The organism is Enterobacter sp. SCRI0065, assembly GCF_059766475.1.
On sequence record NZ_JCBAJB010000003.1, the window covers coordinates 57,491 to 79,889 of the forward strand.

Genomic DNA, 22,399 nt, shown 5'->3' on the forward strand with positions numbered 1-22,399 from the left:
TCTTTTTCTTAATGTAAGGTCGGTTTGCGAACTTCCGGTGCAGTTGGCTGTGAGCGCGTAAAGGTGTCGTGGCACAGCAGCGCCGCAACGCGCACGTACTCAATTATCTCCTCGACGGACATTTCCAGCTCTTCCTGGTCTTCGTCTTCATCGTAGCCAAGCTGCGCAATGTTGCGCAGATCGTCGATAGCTTCACCCGCTTCTCCGGTGACTTTATCGAGCTTAGGTTGCGACATGCCCAGGCCTAGCAGATAGTGGTTTACCCAGCCTGCCAGAGCGTCAGCGCGATCGAACACGCTAATGTCGTCACCATCAGGCAGATAAAGCTGAAAAAGGAAGCCATCGTCTTCCAGCGCGTCACTGGTTGCCGAGTGCATTTTGCGTAGCGTTTCCGCCAGCTCATGACCAAATGCCAGCCCTTCGTTCGTCAGGTCGTGAAGCAGCGGCTGCCACGAGCTGTCATTGTTTCCGCCACACAGCATCCCACTGATCAGACCGTGCATTTCAGCAGGGGTCAAACCCACGCCCTGCTGGTTAAGTAACTGGCTTACTTCGTTGTAACCAGGCATTTCGTTCTGTATAGACATAAGCATTCGTCATCAAAGGGAGAATATTCATGATATGCTACCACTTTGGACCCTGGAGATACCAGAAAAGGGCTTGTATCTTCATATCTTGGTAGCTATAGTGTCGCCCCTTCGCCGCCCCCGGGCTATGAGCGAAGGTCGCGCAGTCAATAAGCAGGAAGGTGGCATGTCTGCACAACCCGTCGATCTCCAAATTTTTGGCCGTTCGCTGCGAGTGAATTGTCCGCCTGAACAAAGGGATGCTTTGAGTCAGGCTGCGGACGATTTGAATCAGCGGTTGCAAGATTTAAAAGAACGCACTAGAGTCACAAATACTGAGCAGTTGGTTTTCATCGCCGCGTTGAACATCAGCTATGAATTAACTCAGGAAAAAGCGAAGACCCGCGACTACGCGGCGAGCATGGAGCAACGCATCAAAATGCTCCAGCAGACCATCGAACAAGCGTTGCTTGATCAAGGTCGCACTCCCGAAAGACCGGGACAAAAGTTTGAATAACACTTTGCAGTTGTCTATGGTAGAGTGACTGTGAAGAAAAAATTTCTCTGAGATGTTCGCAAGCGGGCCAGTCCCCTGAGCCGATATTTCATACCACAAGAATGTGGCGCTCCATGGTCGGTGAGCATGCTCGGTTCGTCCGAGAAGCCTTAAGACTATGACGACATATTCACCTTGAACCAAGGGTTCAAGGGTTACAGCCTGCGGCGGCATCTCGGAGATTCCCACTTTTCTTACTACCGATTTTCCTTCATGACACAACTTCCCGAAGTCCCTTCTTCCCGACAAGAAATCCGTCAGTTAATTCGCAAACGACGTCGTGCGTTATCCGCTGAACAACAAACCCAATTCGCTCTACAAGCTTCTGCGCGCATGATGGCCTATCCGCCTGTTGTGATGGCAAACACGGTCGCCCTTTTTCTGTCTTTCGACGGGGAACTGGATACGCAGCCGTTAATCGACCAGCTGTGGCGCGCCGGTAAAAAGGTTTATCTGCCCGTATTGCACCCGTTCAGCCCGAGTAATCTACTCTTCCTGCATTATCATCCTCACAGCGAGGTGGTGGTCAATCGTCTGAAAATCACCGAACCTAAACTGGACGTGCGCGACGTGCTGCCGCTAAGCGGACTGGACGTACTTATTACGCCGCTGGTGGCGTTTGATGAGTCTGGGCAGCGTTTAGGTATGGGCGGTGGGTTTTACGATCGCACGCTGCAAAACTGGCAACAGTACGGCCTGCATCCAGTGGGATATGCGCATGATTGCCAGGGTGTCGATGTTTTGCCGGTCGAGAAATGGGATATCCCATTGCCCGCGGTGGTGACGCCGTCAAAGGTGTGGGAGTGGCGGTAAAAAAACGGTAACGCCAGTTACCGTTTTTAATGTTTGCGCCCTCTCCCGTGTGAAAGTGATGGGGTGAGGGCATTAAACAGCTCTAGCCTTAGTAAAGCAGACGCGCGCGAATCGTTCCTGGAATCGCCTTCATGCTCAATAGTGCTTTCTCAGCGACATCTTCATCCGCTTCGATATCAATCACCACGTAGCCCATCTGGGCGTTAGTTTGCAGATACTGTGCGGCGATGTTCACGCCCTGCTCTGCAAAGATCTGGTTGATCGCCGTCAGCACACCGGGACGATTTTCGTGGATGTGCAGAAGACGACGGCCACCGTGGAGCGGCAGAGACACTTCCGGGAAGTTCACCGCAGAAAGCGTTGAACCGTTATCGGAATACTTGCTCAGCTTACCCGCGACTTCCAGACCGATGTTCTCCTGAGCTTCCTGAGTTGATCCACCGATATGCGGGGTCAGGATCACGTTGTCGAACTCCAGCAGCGGTGAGGTAAACGGATCGGTGTTGGTAGCCGGCTCGGTCGGGAAGACATCGATTGCGGCGCCTGCCAGATGCTTGCTTCTCAATGCACCACACAACGCGGGGATATCCACAACCGTACCACGCGCGGCGTTGATCAGCAGTGAACCCGGCTTCATGAGCGCCAGCTCTTGCTCGCCCATCATATTTTTGGTGGAGGCATTTTCCGGTACATGCAGACTCACGACGTCGCTCATGTTAAGCAGATCGGAAAGATGTTGAACCTGAGTAGCGTTACCGAGCGGCAGCTTGTTTTCGATGTCGTAGAAAAAGACATTCATGCCCAGAGATTCCGCCAGAATACCAAGCTGTGTCCCGATATGACCGTAACCGATAATCCCGAGCTTTTTGCCACGCGCCTCGAAAGAGCCTGACGCCAGCTTGTTCCAGATCCCACGGTGTGCCTTTGCGTTCGCTTCTGGAATACCGCGCAGGAGCAGCAGCAGTTCGCCAATGACTAACTCAGCAACGGAACGCGTGTTGGAGAACGGTGCGTTAAAGACCGGAACGCCACGTTTCGCCGCCGCAGCCAAATCCACCTGATTCGTACCGATACAGAAGCAACCGATAGCGACCAGTTTTTCAGCGCAGGCAATAACCTCTTCAGTCAGATGAGTTCGGGATCGCAGACCAATGAAATGGGCATCACGGATGGACTCTTTTAGCTGTTCAGTATCCAGCGCACCCTTGTGAAATTCGATATTGGTGTAACCCGCAGCGCGAAGATTATCGAGCGCTTTCTGATGCACGCCTTCGACTAGCAGAAACTTAATCTTGTCTTTTTCCAGTGATACCTTTGCCATTTACCCGACCCTGTTTTGTCTGAACTGATGTTGTGCTGGATTTGAATCCGCTCTAGCCAACATATCAAAAAAAACTATTGCAGCAATATGAACGTTTGCGTCGGCACTCTGAAGAAATGTCATCCAGGGCAAAATGACAGAGTAAAATGCTAAGGAAATTTATGAATGTGGCAGGATCATCAGGACAGGATAAAAAACGTGACACAAGTCACCGAATTTGGCTTTTGAAAAATATTTAGTGGGGGGAGCGATCCCCCCGTCAGATCATTTTACGATGGTTTTCACACCATCAGCAGTCCCAATCAGCGCGACATCCGCGCCACGATTGGCGAATAACCCCACGGTTACTACGCCTGGGATAGCGTTGATCGCATTTTCCATCGCCACGGCATCAAGGATTTCCAGATTGTAAACGTCCAGAATCACATTGCCGTTATCCGTCACCACACCCTGGCGATATTCCGGGCGACCGCCCAGCTTTACCAACTGACGTGCGACAGCACTGCGCGCCATTGGGATCACTTCCACCGGCAGAGGGAAATTCCCCAGAATGTCTACCTGCTTGGATGAATCGGCAATGCAGATGAACTTATCCGCCACTGAGGCAATAATTTTCTCACGCGTCAGCGCTGCGCCGCCGCCTTTGATCATCTGCATATGGCCGTTAATTTCATCTGCGCCATCCACGTAGATCCCCAGGCGATCCACTTCATTAAGATCGAAAACGGTAATACCAAGACTTTTGAGCTTTTCCGTGGAGGCATCGGAGCTGGAAACTGCACCCTCGATTTGCCCTTTCATCGTACCCAGCGCGTCAATAAAGTGCGCGGCGGTCGATCCGGTACCAACACCGACAATAGTGCCCGGCTGTACGTACTGGAGAGCGGCCCATCCTACTGCTTTTTTCAGTTCATCCTGCGTCATGATCGTATGCCTGTGGTGTGAAATCTCAGGGCGCATTATAGAACAAGGTGGTTGGATTTCGTCTGTCACAGAGGGAAAATTGTGTCATAGTGCAGATTAAGCAAAATTCAGGAGCACTACCCCGCAATGAAACGTCCGGACTACAGAACACTACAGGCGCTTGATGCCGTTATTCGTGAACGAGGATTTGAACGCGCAGCACAAAAGCTGTGTATTACACAATCCGCCGTATCACAGCGAATCAAACAGCTTGAGAATATGTTCGGACAGCCGCTGCTGGTACGTACCGTTCCGCCGCGTCCTACTGAGCAAGGACAAAAGCTTCTCGCCCTGCTGCGTCAGGTTGAACTGCTGGAAGACGAATGGCTGGGCGATGAGCAAACGGGTTCAACGCCTTTACTGTTGTCCCTAGCGGTTAACGCCGACAGTCTGGCGACCTGGCTGTTGCCAGCGCTTTCGTCAGTTCTCGCTGAATGCCCAATCCGTCTTAACCTGCAGGTGGAAGATGAAACCCGCACCCAGGAACGCCTGCGTCGTGGCGAAGTGGTCGGTGCCGTCAGTATTCAGCCTCAGGCGTTGCCAAGCTGCCTCGTCGATCAGTTGGGTGCGCTCGACTACCTGTTTGTTGGCTCGAAAGCCTTTGCCGAGCGCTATTTCCCTAACGGCGTCACTCGCGCCGCGCTGCTTAAAGCACCAGCAGTTGCATTCGATCATCTCGATGATATGCACCAGGCGTTTTTACAGCAAAACTTCGATCTGCCGCCGGGTAGTGTGCCATGCCATATCGTGAATTCATCAGAAGCCTTCGTGCAACTGGCTCGCCAGGGCACGACATGCTGCATGATCCCACATTTGCAGATTGAGAAAGAGTTGAAGAGTGGTGAGCTTATCGACTTAACGCCGGGTCTGTATCAGCGTCGGATGCTGTACTGGCACCGCTTTGCGCCAGAAAGCCGCATGATGCGCAACGTCACAGACGCACTGCTGGCGTATGGACATAAGGTTCTGAGACAGGACTAAAAGATAAGCCGGGCGGCGGTCTCGCCTTACCCGGCCTACAGATTATTGAGCAGGTTTCGGCTGTTCGGCCGCTGTCGGCTCAAGCTGGAACACCACATCAACCTGATCGTCAAACTGAATCGTTGGCTGTTCGTAGGTTTCTTCAGCAGAAACCGGGGCAGCATCTGCCTTCATCATACGAACCATCGGGCTTGGCTGATAGTTGGAGACGTGGTAACGCACGCTGTAAACAGGACCCAACTTGGTCTTAAAGCCTGATGCCAGCTGTTCCGCCTGACGAATCGCATCGTCAATCGCGGCTTTACGCGCTTCGTCTTTGTATTTTTCCGGTTGCGCAACGCCCAGCGAAACGGAACGAATTTCGTTAAGCCCCGCTTTCAGTGCACCGTCCAGCAAAGAGTTCAGCTTGTCGAGCTGACGAACCGTGACTTCAACAGTGCGCACCGCGCGATAGCCTTTCAGGATACTTTTGCCGTTCTGATAATCGTAATCAGGTTGGGTGCGCAAGTTCGCAGAGTTGATATCCTTTTTGCCTACGCCGTTTTGCTCAAGGAAAGACAGATATTGCGCAACGCGATCGTCAGCCTGTTTTTTTGCCGTTGCGGCATCTTTTGCTGCAACGTTAACTTCAATTGCCAGCGTAGCAACATCCGGAACGGCATCCACGCTTGCGGTACCGGAGGTGACAATATGCGGTCCATTAGGCAACTCATTCGCCTGAACTGACATCGCGCCAAAACTTACTGCTGCCGCCAGGGCTATCACTTTACACTTCACTATTATTCCTCCATGTTGCGAAGATTACCCTTCAACAGGGCGCATGCCTGCAAGCTTAGCGGGTCCTGTTCAGATGTCCATAAGACAACGCTTAGTTAAAAAGCGCCTGCACATGATGAATCCCCTCTTTCGCCAGTTGAAAGGCAATAAACCACATCACGACCCCAACCAGAGTGTTGATGATGCGCTGGGCCTTAGCGGTGCGTAAGCGTGGCGCGAGCCATGCCGCCAGTATCGCCAGGCCAAAGAACCACAGGAAAGACGCACTGACGGTTCCCAGCGCAAACCAACGTTTCGGCTCAACGTCCAACTGCCCGCCGAGGCTCCCGAGTACCACAAAGGTATCCAGATAGACGTGCGGATTAAGCCAGGTCACGGCGAGCATAGTGGCGATAATCTTCCAGCGGCCCTGCTTCATGACTTCGGCACTCGCCAGTTCCAGATTACTGCTCATCGCGGTTTTCAGAGCACCAAAGCCGTACCACAGCAGAAACGCAACGCCTCCCCACGTGACAAGCGCCAGCAGCCATGGCGACTGCATCAGCAACGCGCTACCACCAAAAATCCCCGCGCTGATCAAAAGCATATCGCTCACGGCACACAGCAACGCAATCATCAGATGATACTGCCGACGAATTCCCTGATTCATGACGAAAGCATTCTGCGGCCCCAGCGGAAGAATCATCGCCGCACCAAGCACAAGCCCTTGAAAATAATAAGATAACATTAGATTAATCTCGTTCAGATGTCTTTAAGCGAAGACTATACGGGGATATCGTCATTAGCGGAAATTGATAATTCTAATAAGTAATTAGCGATATTAATACTAAGTCGCGAAGGCTCATAATTCAGATTTTGACAAGTGTAATCGCTGGGTGCTCGGCGTATGCTTTATCCCTTATAACTCAATTCGTTAAAGGAAATGGAATGAAGCATCACGGCATTTCCATGCTTATTCTCGCCACAACCCTTTTCTTCGCTGCCCTTCCAGTGACGGCTAGCGCAGAGAAGACGCTGCGTTACACCGACCACGAGCCGTATGGCAATATGCGCACCCGTTTCATTAAAGAGGTGTTTTTTAGCGCGATAGAAAAAGAGTCGCAGGGTCGTTTAAAAATTGATGCCCACTGGAATGGCGAACTCTCCAGCAGTTACGATGCGCTAAAAACGCTGAATCAAGGTGAGAAAGCCGATATCGGGATTGTCGTTCCTGAATATACGGCCGAGCAACTTCCACTTCATCAGATATTCAAAAGCTTCCCTGTAGGCCCCCATAACGGCAATGCGCAGGTTGACTTATTTCATCGTGTTTTCCAGCAATACCCTCAGTTCGCCAACGAACTGGAGCGAAATAACCTGGTGAATTTGCAGTTTTTCCTGGGTTACCCGGTCGGTTTTTTCAATACAAAACCGGACGTGAAGCTGAATCAGCTACAGGGGAGCAAATGGCGAACCGCCAGTTTCTGGCATCAATCATTTTTACGTCACGCGGGCGGTGTGCCACTCACGATGCCGTGGAATGACAAGATTTCCGATTCGTTACGCAACGGACAACTGGACGGGTTGATGGTTAACCTCGATAGCGGCTACGACATCCATGCCCAGCGCGCGGCCCCTTTCATTCAGTATTCTCCCTCGCTCTGGCTTGGGCATGTCTATCTCCTGGTGATAAACAAAAACACATGGAATGCGCTGGACGGGCAGGATAAAGAAGCCATTCGCCGCGCCGCCGCCTTAACGGAAAAGCAGCTCGGTGCTTCACTGGACAGCGGACTGGCCTCCCTGGCAACAACGCTTGAAAAAGAAGGCGCTAAGCTTCATCTTCTGAGCCGCAATGAATTGAATGAATGGCGGACGGTTACCCGCTATCAGCAGGTACAAACGGAGTGGGTAGCGCAACAAGAAAGTAAGGGAGTCAAAGATGCGGGGATGCTAATGCAAGGCATTGCCGCTTTGCTTGAGGAAAACGCACGCAGCAAGCCATAAAATAACGCCCGCGTTTCAGGTGCGGGCGTTAATAACGAATAGTTATTCTGCTTCTTTAATATTGCGTTTGAAATTCACATCCATCTGCGGATACGGGAAGCTAATACCGTGGGCATCAAAATCGCGTTTAACGCGTTCCAGCACATCCCAGTACACGTTTTGCAGATCGCCGCTTTTGCTCCACACACGCACCACAAAGTTAATAGAAGAAGCGCCTAGCTCATTCAGACGAACGGTCATTTCACGATCTTTAATAATACGCTCGTCGGACTCGATAATATCGGTAAGCAGTTTCTTCACCAAATCGGTGTCAGAGTCGTACCCTACGCCGATGATGAATTCATTACGACGCACCGGTTCGCGAGAGAAGTTAGTGATGTTGCCATCAATAATCTTTTTGTTGGGAACAATGACGATTTTACCATCCGCTGCACGAAGCGTGGTGGAGAAGATCTGCACGTTCAGGACCGTACCGGCAGTACCGCCAAGGTCAACGTATTCGCCAGAACGGAAGGGACGGAAGGTCACCAGTAGTACGCCAGCCGCCAGATTAGACAGCGAGCCCTGCAATGCCAAACCAATTGCCAGACCGGCAGCACCGAGTACCGCGATAACGGAGGCTGTTTGAACACCTACGCGTCCGAGCGCTGCAATTAACGTAAAGGCGATAATACCGTAACGCGCCAGTGCGGAAAGGAAATCTGCGACCGTTGCATCGATGTGACGCGCACGCATCACGCGATTTAGGGCGTTGGACACAATACGCGCCACAATCATCCCCACGACAATAATCGCAATTGCCGCCACAATATTCACCACATAACTCAACAGCAATGCCTGGTTGCGCACCAGCCAGGTTCCCGCATTGTTAATGCCATCTACTACACCGAGATCGTCCATTCATCCATCCTTAAGCTAATCCAAACCAAAAAAACCATCCCACATCGAGACAGACAGGTTAGTAAAGGGTAAACAAAAAGCACGGATTATGCCAAACAGATCACAAAAATGTCGGTTGCAGATGATTGAAAAACCATAAAAAAGGTCCGCAATTGCGGACCTTATTAACGCTTCAGCAGATCAAATTACAGAACGTCAACCGCGTTCAGTTCTTTGAATGCCTGCTCCAGGCGGGTGATCATGCTCGCCTGAGCAGAACGCAACCATACGCGTGGATCGTAGTATTTTTTGTTCGGCTGGTCTTCGCCTTTCGGGTTGCCCAACTGGCCCTGCAGGTAAGCTTCGTTAGTTTTGTAGTAGTTCAGAATACCTTCCCATGTTGCCCACTGGGTATCGGTATCGATGTTCATTTTGATAACACCGTAACTAACAGAATCTTTGATTTCCTGAGCAGAAGAACCGGAACCACCGTGGAAGACGAAGTTCAGGCTGTTGTGCGGCAGGTTATGTTTCTTAGAAACATAGTCCTGAGAATCGCGCAGGATAGTTGGGGTCAGAACAACGTTGCCTGGCTTGTAAACACCATGCACGTTACCGAAAGACGCTGCAATAGTGAAACGCGGGCTGATTTTGCTCAGCTCGGTGTAGGCGTAATCAACGTCTTCTGGCTGAGTGTACAGCGCAGAAGCGTCCATGTGGCTGTTGTCCACGCCGTCTTCTTCACCGCCGGTGCAACCCAGTTCGATTTCCAGGGTCATATCCATTTTGGACATGCGCGCCAGGTATTTAGAACAGATTTCGATGTTCTCTTCCAGAGACTCTTCAGACAGGTCGATCATGTGAGAAGAGAACAGTGGTTTACCGGTTGCTGCGAAGTGTTTTTCGCCAGCGTCCAGCAGACCATCGATCCACGGCAGCAGTTTCTTCGCGCAGTGGTCAGTGTGCAGGATAACTGGAACACCGTAGTGCTCAGCCATCTGGTGAACGTGGTGCGCACCAGAGATAGCACCCAGGATTGCAGCGCCCTGAGGAACGTCAGTTTTCACGCCTTTACCGGCGATGAACGCAGCGCCACCGTTGGAGAACTGAACGATAACCGGTGCTTTAACTTTTGCAGCGGTTTCCAGTACGGCGTTGATGGAGTCAGTACCGACGCAGTTAACTGCTGGCAGAGCAAAGTTATTTTCTTTAGCTACCTGGAACACCTTCTGGACGTCATCACCAGTGATCACGCCAGGTTTTACGAAATCAAAAATTTTAGACATGTTACGTAGTCCTGTATCTTCGGCCGTTAGAAAAAGTGCGAGCTCTAATAAGCGCGCTGAAATTTGGGCAGGTTTCCCTGCCCATGAATGGCTTACTTCTTAGCGCGCTCTTCGAGCATTGCTACTGCTGGCAGGACTTTGCCTTCCACGAATTCGAGGAATGCGCCACCACCAGTGGAGATGTAGGAGATTTTGTCAGAAATACCGAACAGGTCGATTGCAGCCAGAGTATCACCGCCGCCTGCGATGGAGAACGCATCGCTATCTGCAATTGCGTTAGCCACGATTTCAGTCCCTTTACGGAAGTTAGGGAATTCAAACACGCCAACTGGACCGTTCCACAGAATGGTTTTTGCGTTTTTCAGGATATCTGCCAGTTTCTGTGCAGAAACGTCGCCCAGGTCCAGAATCTGCTCTTCATCTTTGATGTCGTTAACAGATTTCAGGGTTGCAGTTGTAGTTTCAGAGAACTCGGTCGCAACACGAACGTCCGTTGGGACTGGGATATCGCAAGTGGTCAGAAGACGTTTTGCTTCTTCAACAAGGTCTGCTTCGTACAGGGATTTGCCCACGTTGTGGCCTTGAGCCGCTACGAAGGTGTTCGCAATACCGCCGCCAACAATCAGCTGGTCAGCGATTTTGGACAGGGAATCCAGAACGGTCAGTTTGGTGGACACTTTAGAGCCACCAACGATGGCTACCATTGGGCGAGCAGGCTCTTTCAGAGCTTTACCCAATGCTTCCAGTTCGTTTGCCAGCAGAGGACCTGCGCAAGCTACGTCTGCAAATTTGCCGATACCGTGGGTAGAGGCCTGAGCACGGTGAGCAGTACCGAATGCGTCCATTACGAACACGTCGCACAGGGCAGCGTATTTTTTAGACAGTGCTTCGTCGTCTTTCTTTTCGCCTTTGTTGAAGCGAACGTTTTCCAGAACAACCAGCTCGCCTGCAGCCACTTCCACGCCGTCCAGGTAGTCTTTAACCAGGCGCACCGGGCCGGACAATTTGTCTTTCAGATAGTTTACAACCGGGAGCAGAGAGAATTCTTCATTGTACTCACCTTCGGTCGGACGACCCAGGTGGGAGGTTACCATCACTTTAGCGCCCTGTTTCAGCGCCAGCTCGATGGTTGGCAGAGAAGCACGAATACGCGCGTCGCTGGTCACTTTGCCATCTTTAACCGGTACGTTCAGATCGGCACGAATGAAAACGCGTTTACCTGCCAGATCCAGATCGGTCATCTTAATTACAGACATGGTGAATCCTCTCGTTGATTCTTAAAGTTTTGCAGACGCACGACGCGTCTTACCTGAAACCTTGTGCGGCCATGGCTAACGTGGTGTCGAGCATCCTGTTAGCAAAGCCCCATTCATTATCGCACCACACCAGCGTTTTGATGAGGTGTGCACCGCTGACCCGCGTTTGCGTACCATCGACAATGGCACTGTGCGGATCGTGGTTAAAATCTACTGAGACCAACGGTAATTCCGTATAGTCAACTATACCATGAAATGCACCCTGTGCCGCTTTTTGCAGCAACCAGTTGACTTCACACGCTTTTACCGGTTTTTTAACCGTCACACTCAGGTCAATTGCGGTAACATTTATGGTCGGTACGCGAACCGCAATCGCCTCAAAACGATCGTTAAACTGCGGGAAGATACGGGTAATCCCTGCCGCAAGTTTCGTATCCACCGGAATGATTGACTGACTTGCTGCGCGCGTGCGACGCAAATCAGGGTGGTACGCATCGATCACCTGCTGATCGTGCATAGCGGAGTGAATCGTCGTGACGGTTCCCGATTCAATGCCATACGCATCGTCTAACAATTTGATGACCGGAATTATGCAGTTCGTGGTGCAGGAGGCGTTGGAGACAATACGGTGTTCGGGCTGTAGCTCATGCTGATTAACGCCAAAGACGACGGTAGCGTCCAGGTCGTTGCTACCAGGATGGGAAAAGAGAACTTTTTTCGCCCCCGCAGCCAAATGTGCCTCTCCGTGCTCGCGGTTACCGTACACGCCGGTACAGTCGAGGACCACATCCACACCCAACTCACGCCACGGCAGCCCTTCAATACTGCGCTCGTGCAGAATCCGAATCACATCATCGCCGACAAACAGCTGCTCTCTTTCCTGGCGAACGTCCCAGGCAAAGCGCCCATGGCTGGTGTCGTATTTCAACAAATGCGCCATACCCGCAGCATCAGCCAGTTCATTAACTGCTACTACGGTGATTTCCGCCCGACGCCCGGATTCATATAAAGCACGAACCACGTTGCGCCCGATGCGACCGAAACCATTAATCGCTACGCGTACGGTCATAGGTCTCCTGCAAGACTATCCCTAAAATTGAGGTGGCTGAAAGAGTAATCCAGCTACGCCCGGAGGGGAATCCTTGCCTGTCACAAACTGCGACTGATTGGTTAATTGTCGAACATTTAATCGACTGAAACGCTTCAGCAAGAATAAGCGAAACCAGGAATAAAGGAAACGTTCGCCCGGAGAGATTCGCCATTTATCTGACTTGCGTCACATTTTAGCGTGACGAATACCCTCTAATTATTCCATTCTGGCAAAGGTATATTCACCTTCTGCTGTCATGTGTAACGTCAGATCCGCCGGACGACTGTGCCTTAGTACGCGCTCAACATTTGGCCCATCCGTGCGCAGATAGAAAGCCAGCGCCTCATCCTGAGATAATCCACCGGCTACTTTGCGCTGTATCAGTCGCTGACGCAGAGCTGCCGCAGGCGCCGTGATGAACAGTGAGAAATCACAGAAATCCTCCAGCGTCCTCCACTTCTCGTCATCCAGCAAAAGCCAGTTGCCCTCAACGATCGTAATGTCGGCCGTCACGCTTATCGCTGCCTCTACTGGATCGTGCTTTTGCCGGTCATACTGCGGCCAGTCAGCAGCGCCTTCTCGAATATCACGTAGATTTTGCGCCAGCTTTTCTACGTCAAACGTCTCCGGTGCGCCCTTAAACGGACGAAGCTTATTGGCATCCAGCCAGGCGTTGTAGTGGTGGAAGCCATCCATGGGTAGCGTCTGCAAGGTGGGTAAATGAGGATCCTGACAGGCGAGATATTCCCAAAAGGTGGTTAGCGTAGACTTTCCCGTTCCCGGTGGCGCGCTGAGAAACACAACGGTCCGAGGATGTGAACTTAACGCATGCCGCTGCGCAATTTGCTGTAATAACGGCCGATGGACCTTCTCGATCTCATCGTCAGAATAATGTGCCTCAACCTGTAATCCATTTACCATCAAGCTGATTTTCAAGGAGCCAGTTCCTGTAGTATTGTCGTTATCGCCAGCGTCATTGCCGTCTTGACCATTCCGGTAAAGCGAACCTCGGACCAGGTCGCAAAGTCGGCAAATTTCATCGACTTCAGCGCGTTGTATAAGGTTGCATTACGCGTAATGCTATTCACGTTGCTGATAAAATCCCAGGTCATGTCATCCGCGAAGCCAGGGATTTCACTCTGTTCTTTGAGATAGTGATTGAACTGGGAAAAATGAGTGATATCGGCATACAGCCATTTATCCATTTTCCCCAGCGCATAAATCAAACGCAACGCTACATCAATATCGTCAAGCGGCCCGCTTTGTGCGAGTAACGGCTTCACTGCATATTCCACGATCTCTTCATCATTATTCACGAACAGCGACGGCAGAAAACGCTTTATGCCCAGCAGCAAAATTTCATTTGCCGTTGTCATAAACGAAAGTAAATCGCTCTGAGCGTCCAGTTGCTCAATTACATCGTCTTCAGTCAGCGTCGTCATTCGTTTCTCGATAAATCACCATGAATGCAGGGAGTCTATTATATTACACGTTCGGTCCGCGCCGCCGATCAGTAAAGTTTGCGTGCGCACACCGTTCGCCACCTGTTGAATGCCGTTGACCAAATCGCCCCCGGTTACGCCCGTCGCCGAGAAAATGACGTCCTGACTCGTTACCAGCTCACTGAGCGAGTACACGCGGTTTATCTCAACACCCATCTCGTTGCAGCGGTGATGCTCCTCGGCACTGATGCGCTGGTTCGCTTCCGAGTCCCCTTTAGCCTGACAAAAATCGATAAGCTCCGCCTGCATATCTCCCCCTAACGCCACCACCGCACAGGCAGAGATAACGCCTTCAGGGGCACCGCCGACGGTATACATCACGTCATAATCATTGTCCTGCAAACAGGTGAGCACGCTGGCGGCAACGTCTCCATCGGGAAGTGCAAAAACCTTCACGCCAAGCGTGGTGGCCTCATCGATTGCCGCACGTAAGCGCGGTTTGTCGAGTGTGACCATACGCAGTTTATCCAGCGGTTTTCCGAGCGCCTTCGCCACGCTGCGCAAATTATCCGCCAGCGGCAAGGCGAGGTTAATGGCCCCTTTCGCCAGGCGGTTGACCACCAGCTTTTTCATATACATATCAGGCGCGTGAAGCAGGCTCCCCTGCGGCGCAAATGCCATCACCGCCAGCGCATTGCTTTGCCCCATTGCTACCATCCGTGTGCCTTCGATGGGGTCCACCGCAATATCCACCTGCGGGCCGGTGCCCAGCCCTACCCCTTCGCCAATCCAGAGCATCGGCGCGCAGTCAATCTCGCCTTCACCGATGACAATACGTCCGCGTATCGCCATCTGATTGAGCGCCTGGCGCATTGCGTTCACCGCCAGACCATCAATTTTGTTCTTATCACCGCATCCGATTTGCGGCCAGGCAGCCAGCGCTGCCTGTTCCGTCGTGCGAAAGAGCGACCATGCAAGCGACATCATGCCGTCGCCTCCCCAATATCGACGCCAAAGTGCGCCAGCAAATATTTCTCTGCCCGCTCGTTCCAGATGCCGTGGGTTTCGGCAACCAGCAACGCCAGCGCGTTAAACAACGGATCGGTTTTCCCCTTCTCGGCAAAATCTGCGATAGCCGTTAAGGGCATCGTGACGCCGTTATAGATAAGCTTTTTGCCGCCGGGGATATTCGGCAGGTTGAGCACCGTGTCCGGCACCGCATCAAGCCCGCCAATATGCGTCACCATAAATGAAGGCTGTAGTTTTCCAGAAGCACTCAACGCGATAGCCTCTTTCATATCCTCCGTCGAGCCGCCGGAGGTGCCGACAACGTGAGTGCTGTTGTAATGCACGTTGTAAAAGTTAAACGGCACCTTGAAGTTTTTATCCGTTGGGCCGGCAAAGAAATTGAGGCAGCCGTCTTCCGCCAGAAGCTCGTCGGCCATTTCAACCACCGAGGCCACTGCGGCATAGACAAAGACATCGTCAAAACCGGCGTCATCGGTGAGCGCGCGCAGAGCCGCCGTCGGGTTATCGACTCCTGCCGTGTTAACATAAATAAGCTCAATCCCCTTCTCGGCGGCAAGTTCAACGGGCAATAGCCTGCGCGCCTGCGCCAGTCGGGTTTCATCGATATCAACGACCACAATGCGAGAGGGTTGGACTCCTCCGTTAATCGCATAATCAATCGCCCCGATCCCCATTGGTCCGGCACACGCCAGCAGTGCGAGATTCCCCCCCGGCTTTATTCCCATACGATGTTCATAGACATACTGCGTGGTATGGTAATTTGCGTTATACGCGCCAATGATGCAGCAGGTTGGCTCCGCCAGCGACGCGGCGGCGAAATACGATCCCTTATACGGTAATACACAGCCTAAATTCACCGCCACTTCAGGAATAATCATATAGGTCGCATTGCCGCCGAAATACTCATAGCTGTATCCCGCAGAATAACCGGTAGGTAATCCCATCGCTGGCTGTAAAACAAATCGCTGACCTTTGTGATATTTATCGGCTAAATTATTACCTACCTCAACAATTATTCCTGCGCACTCGTGTCCCGTAATCACAGGGTGATTTTCTAAATCATCCGGCACGCGTTTATGTTCACTGCCGAGCATCGCTGCCTTCCAGGTAGATAAGCACACGCTATCCGATATCACGCTGACCAGTAGTTCATTATCGGTAATTGCAGGCAATTCAAATTCGCGTAAACGTACGTCGCCCTTGCCGTAAATGGCGGCCACTTTTGTTTTCATGATAAACCTCGTAAAAGCAGAATTAGATTTCAGCAGTGAGTTTTTTAAATAGCACGTCAAGCTGCGGATCGCCGATGTAATTATTAATCAGGATTAAAGGTTTCTCGGACACGCGTTTAACCCTTCCCTCAAGACTTGAGTGAGTGACAACAATATCGGCATCAGCGGGGACATTCTCGATGGCATAATGTTTTACGTCGATGGAAAGACCGTTTTTTTCCAGCCGTTTACGGAACGTGGTTGCGCCCATCGCGCTGGATCCCATTCCGGCATCGCAAACAAACGCGATTCGCTTGACGTTCTTCAGAGAAAAGGCACCCTCCTGCTTCATGGTTTTAACCGCATTGGCGGACTCTGCAAACTGATCTTCACTTTCAGTTTCGACCGTTTTTTCCATTTTCAGGATTAGCGCCGTTACCGCAAAGGTCACTGCGGTCCCCACTGCCACCCCGGCAATCGTGGCCATGAAAGAGCCTTTCGGCGTCAAGGCGAGATAGGCAAAAATCGATCCTGGACTCGGTCCTGCCACCAATCCACCGCCGAGCAAATTAAACATCCAGGTGCCGGACATTCCCCCTGCAATCATGCCGATTAGCGTTAAGGGTTTCATCAGCACATACGGGAAATAGAGCTCATGAATGCCACCTAAGAAGTGAATGATCATGGCACCCGGCGCAGAGCGCTTGCTCATCCCCTTACCGAAGAAGGTAAAGGCTAGCAGCAGTCCCAGCCCAGGACCTGGGTTTGAAGCAACCATAAAGAAGATCGATTTGCCGTCCACAGAGGCTTGCTGCATGCCCAGTGGATAGTAAACGCCCTGATCGATGGCATTATTCAGGAACAGAATTTTAGCAGGCTCGTTAATGACCGACAGTAGAGGCAGATAGCCCGCATGCACCAGCGCTTCAATGCACTCTTTAACGAAGGTGTTGGCAATCAGAACCGCCGGGCCTATAACTTCAAACCCCAGCAGGCAGAGCAGCATGCCCGCGATGCCCAACGAGAAGTTATTAATCACCATCTCAAAGCCAGCAGGGATGTGCTTTTCCAGAGCTCTGTCGATACGTTTGATAACCCACCCGCCCAGCGGCCCCATAATCATAGAGCCCAGGAACATCGGGATATCAGCCCCAACGATGACGCCGATGGTGCCAATGCCGCCCATCACCGCACCACGCTTTCCACCAATCAGATGGCCGCCGGTAGAACCGATCATGACAGGCAATAGATAGGTAATCATCGGACCGACAATTTTGGCGAAATGCTCATTCGGCAGCCAGCCGGTTGGAATAAATAATGCGGTAATGAATCCCCAGGCAATAAAAGCGCCGATATTGGGGATAACCATCGCCGTCAAAAAGCCCCCAAAAGCCTGGACTTTTGCACGAGCAGATTTATTTTCCATGATGTGATCCTGTAAAGGAATTGAGATTATGCGTGAGCAATAATATCCGCGAGCTGTTTTTCAGTGTGGCAATTTAACAGCGAGGCTAATTGGTCGTCTTCTGATAACAGTTCGCTCAGTGCCTGAATAGCACCAATATGTGAATCAGCATCGGCAGCAGAAAGGCCTATAAGTAATTTAACGGGCTCATTGGTATCACTGAACGTTACGCCCTCCTTTAATAACGTTAATGACATTCCTGTTTTCAACGCGCCAAATTCTGGCCGTGCGTGTGGCATTGCCACCCCAGGAGCAAGAATATAATAAAGGCCATTATTCAGCGTTGAATCTTTAATAGCCTGGACATAGTCTTCGTTAACGTAATCATTACGCAGCAAAGACGCCATACTGAGATCAATAGCTTCTTGCCAGTTTTGTGCTGATTTTTTTATCGTGATAGATGCTTCTGGAAAATAGTTTATCAGGCGCATAAGCACTCTCTTATTTTTAGGTACAGGGTGAAACTAAAAATAAAATACTCGCGCTACATCATGAAAGCAAACAGGCCAAATAAATTAGGAAGGGAAATCCTAGGAAATTTAAAATCATAATTAACAATTAGTTATGCTGTCGTTTGAATTTTACAACACTATAAATGAGATCGTCATTGCAAATTCGTTAAAAATGCACTGTTTGTATATGTGATAAAAATCACTTTTAACCTCTTGTCAGATTTAAAGAGAGTGATCTCACGCATAAAAAAGCCAGACGGCATAGCCGTCTGGCTTAACAGTTTTGACCCGGCAGACCTGCGCCTGCCGGGAAAACTACGATTACAGCAGTTCTTTCGCTTTCGCGACAACGTTCTCAACGGTGAAGCCGAACTCTTCGAACAGCAGCTCTGCCGGAGCAGATTCACCGAAGGTGGTCATACCGACGATTGCGCCGTTCAGACCCACGTATTTGAACCAGTAGTCAGCAATACCGGCTTCTACTGCTACGCGAGCGGAAACCGCTTTAGGCAGTACAGATTCACGGTAAGCGGCATCCTGCTTGTCGAACGCGTCGGTAGACGGCATGGAAACCACGCGCGCTTTCACGCCTTCAGCAGACAGTTTATCCCAGGCGGCTACAGCCAGTTCAACTTCTGAACCGGTCGCGATGAAGATCAGCTCTGGCAGGCCTGCGCAGTCTTTCAGCACGTAACCACCGCGAGCGATGTTAGCCAGTTGCTCTTCGGTACGATCCTGCTGTGCCAGGTTCTGACGAGAAAGGATCAGCGCGGTTGGACCGTCCTGACGTTCAACGCCATATTTCCACGCTACTGCGGATTCAACCTGGTCACATGGACGCCATGTCGACATGTTTGGCGTCACGCGCAGAGAAGCTACCTGCTCTACCGGCTGGTGAGTTGGACCATCTTCGCCCAGACCGATGGAGTCATGGGTGTAGACCATCACCTGACGCTGTTTCATCAGCGCAGCCATACGCACGGCGTTACGCGCGTATTCAACAAACATCAGGAAGGTAGAGGTGTACGGCAAGAAACCGCCGTGCAGGGAGATACCGTTGGCGATTGCGGTCATACCGAATTCACGCACACCGTAATGGATGTAGTTACCGGCGGTATCTTCGTTGATCGCTTTAGAACCAGACCAGATAGTCAGGTTCGACGGTGCCAGGTCAGCGGAGCCGCCGAGGAATTCTGGCAGCAGCGGGCCGAATGCTTCGATAGCATTCTGAGACGCTTTACGGCTGGCGATCTTCGCAGGGTTAGCCTGCAGCTTAGCAATGATTTCGTTCGCTTTTGCATCGAAATCTGCTGGCATATCACCTTTCATACGACGGGTGAATTCTGCCGCTTCCTGTGGGAAGGCTTTAGCATAGGCTGCGAATTTCTCGTTCCAGGCCGCTTCTTTAGCCTGACCTGCTTCTTTGGCATCCCACTGTGCATAGATGTCAGAAGGGATTTCAAATGGCGCGTATTTCCAGCCCAGTTTTTCACGGGTCAGTGCGATTTCTGCGTCGCCCAGCGGAGCACCATGGGAATCGTGCGTACCTTCTTTATTTGGGGAGCCAAAACCGATAATGGTTTTGCACATCAGCAGGGATGGTTTGTCGGTAACCGCGCGCGCTTCTTCTACTGCGCGTTTGATGGAGTCAGCATTGTGACCGTCAATCCCGCGCACAACGTGCCAGCCGTAGGCTTCGAAACGCTTAGCGGTATCGTCAGTGAACCAGCCTTCAACGTGGCCATCAATGGAGATGCCGTTGTCATCATAGAACGCAACCAGTTTACCCAGTTTCAGAGTACCTGCCAGGGAGCACACTTCGTGAGAAATGCCTTCCATCATGCAGCCATCGCCCATGAATGAGTAGGTAAAGTGATCGACGATATCGTGACCAGGACGGTTAAACTGCGCCGCCATGGTTTTTTCAGCAATCGCCATACCTACAGCGTTTGCAATACCCTGACCCAGCGGACCCGTTGTGGTCTCAACGCCAGCGGTGTAACCCACTTCAGGGTGACCTGGAGTTTTAGAATGCAGCTGGCGGAAGTTTTTCAGCTCTTCAATTGGCAGCGCATAACCCGTGAGGTGCAGCAGGCTATAGATCAGCATAGAGCCGTGACCGTTGGACAGCACAAAGCGGTCGCGGTCAGCCCACAATGGGTTCTGCGGGTTGTGGTTCAGGAAATCACGCCACAATACTTCGGCAATGTCAGCCATACCCATAGGGGCACCTGGGTGACCAGATTTGGCTTTCTGTACTGCGTCCATGCTCAGCGCACGAATAGCATTAGCAAGCTCTTTACGTGAGGACATTTTAACTCCAGATCGGACTGTTAAAGGCCATGCCCTTGACGACAGCGCGTTTTGGGCTACGCCGGAAAAAAGTGCCAACAATGTAACCCAAGCGACAAAGCATGTACATGGAGCATTCTTTTGCCTCTTAAGAAATCTCTGGATCATGCTCGCATGTTGCGCAATCTACTCGCCCGGCCCTAACGATATTCTTTATACTTAGGCTGACTGCGGCTTCGTTGCCGTTTTATTTTCGGATTTTATTTAGATTAATGGCTACGGAAGCAACCTCATGAAAATGCGTGCAATAGTGCTGGCTTTTGGTACGACGATCCTGCTGAGCGGCTGTCAGAATATGGATTCTAACGGTCTGATGAGTTCAGGCGCAGAAGCATTTCAGGCCTATTCCCTGAGCGATGCCCAGGTAAAAGAGCTGAGCGATCAGGCCTGTAAAGAGATGGACGCAAAAGCAACCATTGCGCCTGCCAACAGCACTTACGCGCAGCGTCTGAATAAGATAGCTTCCGCACTCGGCGATAACATCAACGGTCAGCCGGTGAATTACAAAGTTTATGTGGCGAAAGATGTGAACGCGTTTGCCATGGCGAACGGCTGTATCCGCGTCTACAGCGGGCTGATGGACATGATGACCGACAACGAAGTCGAAGCGGTGATCGGCCATGAAATGGGTCACGTCGCACTCGGCCATGTGAAAAAAGGTATGCAGGTGGCGTTAGGCACCAACGCCGTACGTGCAGCAGCGGCATCCGCTGGCGGCATTGTTGGCAGCCTGTCGCAGTCGCAGCTCGGTGATGTAGGGGAAAAACTGGTTAACTCTCAGTTCTCTCAGCGCCAGGAATCCGAAGCCGATGATTACTCTTACGATTTGTTGCGCAAGCGTGGCATTAATCCGTCAGGATTAGCCACCAGCTTTGAAAAACTGGCTAAACTGGAAGCCGGACGTCAAAGCTCAATGTTCGACGATCACCCGGCATCTGCCGAGCGAGCTCAGCATATCCGCGATCGCATGGCAGCCGACGGAATCAAATAAGTTTTAATGGCCGGGTTGCATCGCGCTTCCCGGCCATTATCAGAACTTACTCGCCTTTCTTCGCTGCCTGGATATACAGCATTTCCAGCGCCAGGGTCGCCGCCGCCAGCGCAGTGATTTCAGACTGGTCGTAAGCCGGAGCCACTTCTACCACGTCCATTCCCACAATGTTCAGATCCTTCAGACCGCGCACCAGCTTAATGGCGCGATCGGAAGTCAGACCGCCGATGACCGGCGTACCGGTACCTGGTGCAAACGCCGGATCCAGGCAGTCGATGTCAAAGGTCAGGTAGACCGGCATGTCGCCAACGATCTGCTTAACCTGAGCGATGATATCGTCTACGCCGCGATCGTTCACCTGGCCCGCATCCAGCACGGTGAAGCCGTTATCTTTGTCGAATTCGGTACGAATACCGATCTGCACAGAATGGTTAGGATCGATCAGACCTTCGTTCGGCGCGGTATAGAACATGGTGCCATGGTCAAATTCACAGCCGTTCGCGTACGTGTCGGTATGCGCATCAAAGTGTACCAGCGCCATTTTACCGAAGTGTTTGGCGTGCGCGCGCAGCAGCGGCAGCGTCACGAAGTGGTCACCACCGAAGGAGAGCATGCGCTTGCCGTTAGCCAGAAGCTTCTCTGCGTGCGCCTGTAGTTTTTCGCTCATCTCACGCGCATCGCCGAAGGCGTAAACCAAGTCACCGCAGTCAACCACGTTCAGACGCTCGCGCATGTCGAAGTTCCACGGGAAGCGGTTATGTTCCCACGCAAGGTTAGTCGATACCTGACGGATTGCCGCTGGGCCGTGACGTCCACCAGCACGACCGGAGGTTGCCATATCAAACGGCACGCCGGTGATGACCCAGTCCGCGTCGCTATCGTACGGCTGGAAGTTCATTGGCAGACGCAAAAAACCAAACGCGTTAGATACCAGAGAGTTATCGTACTGATGACCTAAAGTGCTCATGTCCTGACCTCTTGTA

Annotated in this window: 22 protein-coding genes and 1 other RNA gene; 6 read left to right on the forward strand and 17 right to left on the reverse strand. The window is 51.7% G+C overall.

Annotation, left to right across the window (positions count from 1 at the left end; all coding sequences use genetic code 11):
- Positions 1-8 precede the first annotated feature (8 nt).
- Positions 9-587 carry a YecA/YgfB family protein gene (locus tag AC6EMZ_RS10360; protein WP_498402380.1) on the reverse strand — a complete coding sequence of 193 codons (579 nt, stop codon included), beginning with the start codon at positions 585-587 and terminating at the stop codon, positions 9-11.
- A gap of 166 nt (positions 588-753) precedes the next feature.
- On the opposite strand from AC6EMZ_RS10360, the gene zapA reads away from it, so the two are divergent.
- The 3 genes from zapA (at position 754) to AC6EMZ_RS10375 (ending at position 1,935) form a co-directional block, all read left to right on the forward strand.
- Positions 754-1,083 carry a cell division protein ZapA gene (gene zapA, locus AC6EMZ_RS10365; protein WP_015960320.1) on the forward strand — a complete coding sequence of 110 codons (330 nt, stop codon included), beginning with the start codon at positions 754-756 and terminating at the stop codon, positions 1,081-1,083.
- Positions 1,084-1,124: 41 nt separating this feature from the next.
- Positions 1,125-1,308: non-coding RNA, 6S RNA (gene ssrS, locus AC6EMZ_RS10370), on the forward strand.
- A gap of 27 nt (positions 1,309-1,335) precedes the next feature.
- Positions 1,336-1,935 carry a 5-formyltetrahydrofolate cyclo-ligase gene (locus tag AC6EMZ_RS10375; RefSeq protein WP_498402381.1) on the forward strand — a complete coding sequence of 200 codons (600 nt, stop codon included), beginning with the start codon at positions 1,336-1,338 and terminating at the stop codon, positions 1,933-1,935.
- Positions 1,936-2,023: 88 nt separating this feature from the next.
- Here the strand turns inward: AC6EMZ_RS10375 and serA are convergent, their stop codons facing one another.
- Positions 2,024-3,256: a phosphoglycerate dehydrogenase gene (serA, locus tag AC6EMZ_RS10380; RefSeq protein ID WP_498402382.1), complete on the reverse strand. Its 1,233-nt coding sequence runs from the start codon at positions 3,254-3,256 to the stop codon at positions 2,024-2,026.
- Positions 3,257-3,520: 264 nt separating this feature from the next.
- Positions 3,521-4,180 (reverse strand): ribose-5-phosphate isomerase RpiA, encoded by a 660-nt coding sequence (gene rpiA / locus AC6EMZ_RS10385; RefSeq protein WP_498402383.1) that lies wholly within the window; start codon positions 4,178-4,180, stop codon positions 3,521-3,523.
- 126 nt (positions 4,181-4,306) lie between these two features.
- On the opposite strand from rpiA, the gene argP reads away from it, so the two are divergent.
- Positions 4,307-5,200 carry a DNA-binding transcriptional regulator ArgP gene (gene argP / locus AC6EMZ_RS10390; protein WP_498402384.1) on the forward strand — a complete coding sequence of 298 codons (894 nt, stop codon included), beginning with the start codon at positions 4,307-4,309 and terminating at the stop codon, positions 5,198-5,200.
- Between the two features lie 42 nt (positions 5,201-5,242).
- On the opposite strand, the gene AC6EMZ_RS10395 is transcribed toward argP, so the two are convergent.
- Positions 5,243-5,977, reverse strand: coding sequence for an oxidative stress defense protein (locus AC6EMZ_RS10395; RefSeq protein WP_498402385.1), 735 nt, complete (start codon positions 5,975-5,977; stop codon positions 5,243-5,245).
- 91 nt (positions 5,978-6,068) lie between these two features.
- Complete coding sequence (gene argO, locus AC6EMZ_RS10400) at positions 6,069-6,704, reverse strand: arginine exporter ArgO (RefSeq protein WP_498402386.1); 636 nt, start codon at positions 6,702-6,704, stop codon at positions 6,069-6,071.
- Between the two features lie 200 nt (positions 6,705-6,904).
- Here argO and dctP point away from each other — a divergent pair, with 200 nt between their 5' ends.
- The gene (gene dctP / locus AC6EMZ_RS10405; protein ID WP_498402387.1) at positions 6,905-7,963 is read left to right on the forward strand and encodes a TRAP transporter substrate-binding protein DctP; all 1,059 of its coding nucleotides are present in this window, start codon (positions 6,905-6,907) and stop codon (positions 7,961-7,963) included.
- A gap of 42 nt (positions 7,964-8,005) precedes the next feature.
- On the opposite strand, the gene mscS is transcribed toward dctP, so the two are convergent.
- The 11 genes from mscS to tkt form a co-directional block, all read right to left on the reverse strand.
- Entirely contained in the window at positions 8,006-8,863 is an 858-nt protein-coding gene (gene mscS / locus AC6EMZ_RS10410) for a small-conductance mechanosensitive channel MscS (RefSeq protein ID WP_498402388.1), read from the reverse strand.
- A gap of 185 nt (positions 8,864-9,048) precedes the next feature.
- Positions 9,049-10,128, reverse strand: a complete 1,080-nt coding sequence (gene fbaA / locus AC6EMZ_RS10415) for a class II fructose-bisphosphate aldolase (protein WP_498402389.1) — start codon at positions 10,126-10,128, stop codon at positions 9,049-9,051.
- Positions 10,129-10,220: 92 nt separating this feature from the next.
- Positions 10,221-11,384: a phosphoglycerate kinase gene (gene pgk / locus AC6EMZ_RS10420; protein ID WP_498402390.1), complete on the reverse strand. Its 1,164-nt coding sequence runs from the start codon at positions 11,382-11,384 to the stop codon at positions 10,221-10,223.
- A 49-nt stretch (positions 11,385-11,433) separates the two neighbouring features.
- On the reverse strand, positions 11,434-12,453 hold the full coding sequence (epd, locus tag AC6EMZ_RS10425) for an erythrose-4-phosphate dehydrogenase (protein WP_498402392.1): 1,020 nt from the start codon (positions 12,451-12,453) through the stop codon (positions 11,434-11,436).
- 237 nt (positions 12,454-12,690) lie between these two features.
- Positions 12,691-13,410, reverse strand: a complete 720-nt coding sequence (locus AC6EMZ_RS10430; RefSeq protein ID WP_498402393.1) for a nucleoside/nucleotide kinase family protein — start codon at positions 13,408-13,410, stop codon at positions 12,691-12,693.
- Complete coding sequence (locus AC6EMZ_RS10435; RefSeq protein ID WP_498402395.1) at positions 13,407-13,916, reverse strand: MltR family transcriptional regulator; 510 nt, start codon at positions 13,914-13,916, stop codon at positions 13,407-13,409. The genes AC6EMZ_RS10430 and AC6EMZ_RS10435 overlap by 4 nt, the downstream gene beginning before the upstream one ends.
- Before the next feature lie 15 nt (positions 13,917-13,931).
- On the reverse strand, positions 13,932-14,903 hold the full coding sequence (glpX, locus tag AC6EMZ_RS10440) for a class II fructose-bisphosphatase (protein ID WP_498402396.1): 972 nt from the start codon (positions 14,901-14,903) through the stop codon (positions 13,932-13,934).
- On the reverse strand, positions 14,900-16,177 hold the full coding sequence (locus AC6EMZ_RS10445) for a zinc-binding dehydrogenase (protein ID WP_498402397.1): 1,278 nt from the start codon (positions 16,175-16,177) through the stop codon (positions 14,900-14,902). The genes glpX and AC6EMZ_RS10445 overlap by 4 nt, the downstream gene beginning before the upstream one ends.
- A 22-nt stretch (positions 16,178-16,199) precedes the next feature.
- Positions 16,200-17,582, reverse strand: a complete 1,383-nt coding sequence (locus AC6EMZ_RS10450) for a PTS mannitol transporter subunit IIBC (protein WP_498402398.1) — start codon at positions 17,580-17,582, stop codon at positions 16,200-16,202.
- Between the two features lie 26 nt (positions 17,583-17,608).
- Positions 17,609-18,052, reverse strand: coding sequence for a PTS mannitol transporter subunit IIA (cmtB, locus tag AC6EMZ_RS10455; RefSeq protein WP_498402400.1), 444 nt, complete (start codon positions 18,050-18,052; stop codon positions 17,609-17,611).
- 342 nt (positions 18,053-18,394) lie between these two features.
- The gene (gene tkt, locus AC6EMZ_RS10460) at positions 18,395-20,386 is read right to left on the reverse strand and encodes a transketolase (RefSeq protein WP_498402402.1); all 1,992 of its coding nucleotides are present in this window, start codon (positions 20,384-20,386) and stop codon (positions 18,395-18,397) included.
- Positions 20,387-20,657: 271 nt separating this feature from the next.
- Here tkt and loiP point away from each other — a divergent pair, with 271 nt between their 5' ends.
- Entirely contained in the window at positions 20,658-21,416 is a 759-nt protein-coding gene (loiP, locus tag AC6EMZ_RS10465; RefSeq protein ID WP_498402403.1) for a metalloprotease LoiP, read from the forward strand.
- A gap of 46 nt (positions 21,417-21,462) precedes the next feature.
- Here the strand turns inward: loiP and speB are convergent, their stop codons facing one another.
- The gene (speB, locus tag AC6EMZ_RS10470; protein ID WP_498402404.1) at positions 21,463-22,383 is read right to left on the reverse strand and encodes an agmatinase; all 921 of its coding nucleotides are present in this window, start codon (positions 22,381-22,383) and stop codon (positions 21,463-21,465) included.
- Positions 22,384-22,399: the final 16 nt, after the last annotated feature.